This is a genomic window from Streptomyces triticirhizae (assembly GCF_003696235.1).
GTDB lineage: Bacteria > Actinomycetota > Actinomycetes > Streptomycetales > Streptomycetaceae > Streptomyces > Streptomyces triticirhizae.
The window spans coordinates 1-5,394 of record NZ_RFFJ01000134.1; the positions used below are offsets into that span (position 1 = coordinate 1).

Here is a 5,394-nt window from a genome sequence, read left to right on the forward strand (position 1 = left end):
GCCTCGGTGGCCCGGCGGCTGGCCGCCGGGTGTGAACGGACCGGCGTGGAGCTGGCGTTGGCGGTGCGCGCCTGGCGCGTGGGCGGCGCGCCGGCGCTGGCCGTGCTGGAGGCGCCGGGCGCGAGCCCGGACCCGCGCGCCCAGGAGGAGGTGGCGCGTGCCTTCGTGGAGTGGGGCGACGGTCCCCCGCCGCGCCCCCGGGGCAACCGCTGGACCGTGCGCGGCGCCGGGGTGCAGCTGCGGTACGGGGACGGTCGGTGGTGGCCGTACCGGCGGGAGCGAGGCCGCTGGTGGCCGGCGGGTCCCGCCGAGTCCGACCCGGCCTCGGCGCTGGCCGCCGCCCGGGAGGAGTCCCGAACGGCGGCCGGTGCGCCGGGCGTTGAGGGTCAGGCCAGCGCCTCCAGGACGGCGTAGTAGCCGCCGGACTGGCCCGCCGCCGTCGGGTGGTAGGAGTCGCCCACCGGCACGGTGACGCTGTGCAGCCACTCGTCGGCCGAGCAGATCTCGTGACCGGTGAAGGCGGGCCGGACGTCGCCGTAGGTGAAGCCGTGGGCGGCGGCGCGGTCGCCGGTGACGGCGCTGAGGTTGTCGGCGGCGCCGTTGATGGCGGCCCGCGACTCCTCGCTGATGCCGAGCACGCAGCCGCCGTCCAGCTCGTACATGCGCGGGTAACCGAGCACCACCACCTGCGCGTTGGGGGCGGCGGCGCTGATCGCGTCGTAGACGGCGTCCAGCCGTCCGGGCAGGGTGCCGCTGATGTAGGCGTTGGCCTCGGCGACGGCGGCCAGGCAGGCGTCGGTGCCCTGGAGCACGCAGGTCTGCATGGTGTCGGCGAAGCCCGCGTCGTTGCCGCCGACGCTGACGCTGACCAGGGTGGTCGAGGCGCTCAACGGGCCGAGCTGCTCGTTGATCACGTCCGTGGTCACCGCCCCCGAGCAGGCGGTGAACGCGAACGAGGCGGGTCCGTTGGCGTCGGCCCACAGCTCCGGGTAGGCGACGGTGCTGCGGCGGCAGTCGCCGCTGGCGTCGTCGTAGGAGCCGGCGCCGACGCCGGAGGAGTAGGAGTCGCCGAGGGCCACGTACTCGGCGGCGGTGGGGGACGGGTCCGCCTGGGCCGTGGTGGGGGTGAGAGCGGTGACGCCGAGCGCGGCGGCCACGGTGGCGACCGTGGCCAGAAGACGGCGTGCGTGCATGGAACCTCCCGAGTGCGTTCCGTGGGGGGACGGGTGGTGCCCCAGGGCTTACCCCGCCCAAATCGTGTCCATGCCAAGCGACTTGGCGGGACGCCCTGCCCAACGAGCGGCGGCGGGTGGGGGCAACGCGCCCGGAGCGCGGCACCGCGATCCACACAGGAAGCGCTTACCAAACGGGGGTTGTCGAAGCGCGGGTCGCCGTTCTAGCGTCTTCCAACAGCAGGGAACACATCTCAACAAAGCGGCCGTCACAGGGGTCGCGAACGCAAGGAGACTCATGCGGAATCGGCCCGAGGACGCTCCTCTCCCGTACTACGAGGACCCCTCCCCCGGGTTCGGCGACCTCCCGCCGCGCGCCTGGTACCCCGCATCCGACGCGGCCCGGCTCTCCCTCGACGGCACCTGGGACTTCCGGCTGAGCGAGACCGCCGAGGGCGGCGACGAGGCGTTCACCACCGACGCCTTCACCGCCGAACCCGAGGCCGGCTGGGGCCCGTTGACCGTGCCGGGACACTGGGTGCTCCAGGGCCACGGCGCGCCCGCCTACACCAACGTCCGCTACCCCTTCCCCGTCGACCCGCCCCGGGTGCCGACCGAGAACCCGACCGGCGACCACCGCCGGGTCTTCGACCTGCCCGAGGACTGGCCGGATGACGGCGAGGCGGTGCTGCGCTTCGACGGCGTGGAGTCCTGCGCCCGGGTCTGGCTCAACGGGCGGGAGCTGGGCGTCTTCCAGGGCAGCCGGCTGCCGCACGAGTTCGCGGTCGGCCACCTGCTGCGCCGCTCCGGGAACGTGCTGGCGGTGCGCGTCCACCAGTGGTCGGCCGGCAGTTACCTGGAGGACCAGGACATGTGGTGGCTGCCCGGGATCTTCCGGGGGGTCACCCTGCTCCACCGGCCGCCGGGCGCGGTCGAGGACCACTTCGTGCACGCCGGCTTCGACCACACCACGGGCGAGGGCGTGTTGCGCGTCGACTCCTCGCCGGCCGGCCGGGTGCTGGTGCCCGAGCTGGGCGTGGACGTGGCCACCGGCGAGGAGGTGCGGGTGCCGGCCGAGCCGTGGACGGCGGAGACGCCCCGGCTCTACGCGGGCGAGCTGGTCACGGCCGGCGAACGCGTTCCGCTGCGGATCGGGTTCCGCACGGTGGTCGTCGAGGACGGGCTGTTCCGGGTCAACGGCCGTCGGGTGCTGTTCCGTGGCGTCAACCGGCACGAGTTCCACCCCGAGCGCGGCCGGGCCCTGGACCCGGCGACCATGCGCGAGGACATCCTGCTGATGAAGCGGCACAACATCAACGCCGTGCGCACCAGCCACTATCCGCCGCACCCGGCGTTCCTCCAGCTCTGCGACGAGCTGGGCCTGTGGGTCATCGACGAGTGCGACCTGGAGACCCACGGCTTCTGCGAGTTCGAGGACTGGCGCGGCAACCCGGTGGCCGACGAGCGGTTCACCCCGGCGCTGGTGGACCGGGCCCGGCGGATGGTGGAGCGGGACAAGAACCATCCCGCCGTGGTGATCTGGTCGTTGGGCAACGAGTGCGGGGCCGGCGAGGGGCTGTCCGCGATGGCACGCTGGATACGCGAGCGTGACCCGGAGCGCGCGGTCCACTACGAGAACGACCCGACCTGCCGGGACAGCGACTTCTACTCCCGGATGTACGCCCCGCACGCCGAGGTCGAGGCGATCGGCCGCCGGGCCGAGGAGCCCCTGGCCGACCCCGAACTGGACGCGCGCCGGCGCTCGTTGCCGTTCATCCTGTGCGAGTACGCGCACGCGATGGGCAACGGGCCGGGCGGGCTCGCCGAGTACCAGCGGCTGTTCCGTGAGCACGAGCGCTGTCAGGGCGGATTCGTCTGGGAGTGGATCGACCACGGCTTCCCGAAGACCACCCCCGAGGGCGTGCCGTACTTCGGCTACGGCGGCGACTTCGGCGAGGAGCCGCACGACGGGAACTTCGTCTGCGACGGGCTGCTCCTGCCCGACCGCACGCCCTCGCCGGGGCTGCTGGAGTTCCGCAAGGTCATCGAGCCGGTGCTGATGGAGGCCGACCGCGCCGCCGGGGTGCTGGAGGTCACCAACGACCAGGACTTCGCGGACACCTCGGGGCTCGCCTTCGAGTGGACCTACGAGGTGGCGGGCGAGCCCGTCGCCGGCGGGCCGCTGACCGTTCCGCCGCTGGTCCCCGGCGGGACCGCCCGGGTGCCGCTGCCGAGCCGGCCCGGCACCGACCGTCCCGGCGCCGGGGTGTGGACGTTCCGCGCGTTGCTGGCCGAGGACACGCCGTGGGCGCCGCGCGGCCATCTGGTCGCCTGGGCCCAACTGGCCACGGACGAGCGGGCGGTGGAGCCGGCGCCGTCGGTACCGGGTGCGGCGCCGGTCCGGGGCGAGGAGGGGATCGCGCTGGGCCCCGGGCGCTTCGACGCGCGGAACGGCGCGCTGCTGCGGCTGGGCGACCTCGCCGTGCCGCACGCGCCCCGGCTCGACGTGTGGCGCGCCCCCACCGACAACGACCTCGGCGCCTCCTGGCAGGACGACGAGCGGCACGGCCAGTCCTGGCGGGCGCTGGGCCTGGACCGGATGCGGCACCGGCTGGACGGCGTCGAGCTGACGGACGACGGTCTGGTCGTGCGCACCCGGGTGGCGCCGGCCGCCGCCGAGGTGGGCCTGGCCACCACCTACCACTGGCGGGCGCTGGACGACGAGTTGCTGCTGTCGGTCACCGTGCTGCCCGAGGGTCCCTGGCGCACGACCCTGCCGAAGGTGGGGCTGCGGCTGGGGCTGCCGGCCGCCTACGGGACGGTGACCTGGTTCGGCGGCGGGCCGGGCGAGGCGTATCCGGACACCCGGCAGGCGGCGGCGCTCGGCCGCTACCGGGCCGACGTGGACGCGCTCCAGACGCCGTATGTGCGGCCGCAGGAGAACGGCGCCAGGGCGGACGTCCGATGGGCCGAGCTGGCGGCGGACACCGGGCCCGCGCTGCGGGTGACGGCGGTGGACGAGCCGTTCTTCCTGACGGCCCGCCGGTGGACGCCCGAGCATCTGGACGCGGCCGAGCACACCTGCGACCTGGTGCCGTCCGACACCGTGTGGGTGCATCTGGACCACGCCCAGCACGGCATCGGCAGCCAGTCCTGCGGCCCGGGCCCACTGCCGCGGTACCACCTGCGGCCCCGGGAGTTCCGCTTCGCGCTCCGGCTGGCCGCGCGCTGAACGGACCCGTCTCCCCGGGCGCTGACGCCCGGGGAGACGGGGCTCAGGGCTTGACGCCGACCCCGGCGTAGCCGGCGAGGCGGGCCAGTTCGGGCGAGTCGGGCACCGGGGCGTCCGGGCGCCAGAGGTGCGGCTGGACGACCCCGGGTTCGAGCACGTCGAAGCCGTCGAAGAACGCCTCCACGGCGCTCCTGCCGCGCGGCGTGACGTTGGCCGTGGAGTTCCTGTAGACCTCGCGGACCCTGCGCACGTCCTCGGCGTCGTGGAAGTCGCTGGTGGCGTGGCTGAGCACCAGGCAGCTGCCCGGCGCCAGCCGGGAGGTCAACGCCTGGATCATCTCCGTCGGTTGGGCCTCGTCGTCGATGAAGTGCAGGATGGCGACCAGCATCAGCGCCACCGGCTGGTCGAAGTCGATCAGGTCCCGGATCACCGGGTTCTCCATGAGCGCCTCGGGGTCCCGCAGGTCGCCCAGCACGAAGCCGGCGTTGCCCTCGGCCGTCAGCTTGGCCCCGGCGTAGACGCTGACGATGGGGTCGTTGTCCACGTAGGCGACGCGGGCGGTCGGGTCGACCTCCCTGGCCACCTGGTGGGTGTTGGGGGTGGTCGGGATGCCCGTGCCGACGTCCACGAACTGCCGGATGCCGCGCTCAGCGACGACCCGGACCGCCCGGTGGAGGAAGGCGCGGTTCTCCCTGGCGGCCAGCCTGACGTCCGGGGCGACGCTGAGCACCTTCTCGGCGGCGATCCGGTCGACCTCGTAGTTGTCCTGGCCACCGAGGTAGTAGTCGTACATCCGCGCCGGATGCGGACGGCTGGTGTCTATCTGCTCGGCGTCGAATCCCTCTGCGGTCACCCAATGCTCCGTTCTCTGCCTGGCGTTCACCCCGTGCGGGGTGCCGCCGCCGTCATGTCGCGGTGCCCGCGCCCCCCCCGCGCGGGCACCGCGACGACACGCTTACGGCCGGTGAGGGCGCCCGGCCGGTGAGGGCA

The 5,394-nt window shown here is 74.2% G+C and carries 3 protein-coding genes and 1 pseudogene; 2 read left to right on the plus strand and 2 right to left on the minus strand.

Annotation, left to right across the window (positions count from 1 at the left end):
* Positions 1-414 (plus strand): annotated as a pseudogene (locus EBN88_RS30690) (SWF or SNF family helicase); the annotation flags it as partial.
* Here EBN88_RS30690 and EBN88_RS20760 read toward each other — a convergent pair.
* The gene (locus EBN88_RS20760; protein WP_122185426.1) at positions 387-1,193 is read right to left on the minus strand and encodes an SGNH/GDSL hydrolase family protein; all 807 of its coding nucleotides are present in this window, start codon (positions 1,191-1,193) and stop codon (positions 387-389) included. The pseudogene EBN88_RS30690 and the gene EBN88_RS20760 sit on opposite strands and share 28 nt — an antisense overlap.
* A gap of 277 nt (positions 1,194-1,470) precedes the next feature.
* Here EBN88_RS20760 and EBN88_RS20765 point away from each other — a divergent pair, with 277 nt between their 5' ends.
* Complete coding sequence (locus tag EBN88_RS20765) at positions 1,471-4,404, plus strand: glycoside hydrolase family 2 TIM barrel-domain containing protein (protein ID WP_122185427.1); 2,934 nt, start codon at positions 1,471-1,473, stop codon at positions 4,402-4,404.
* Positions 4,405-4,447: 43 nt separating this feature from the next.
* Here EBN88_RS20765 and EBN88_RS20770 read toward each other — a convergent pair whose 3' ends face one another.
* Entirely contained in the window at positions 4,448-5,257 is an 810-nt protein-coding gene (locus tag EBN88_RS20770) for an SAM-dependent methyltransferase (RefSeq protein ID WP_122185428.1), read from the minus strand.
* Positions 5,258-5,394 lie beyond the last annotated feature (137 nt).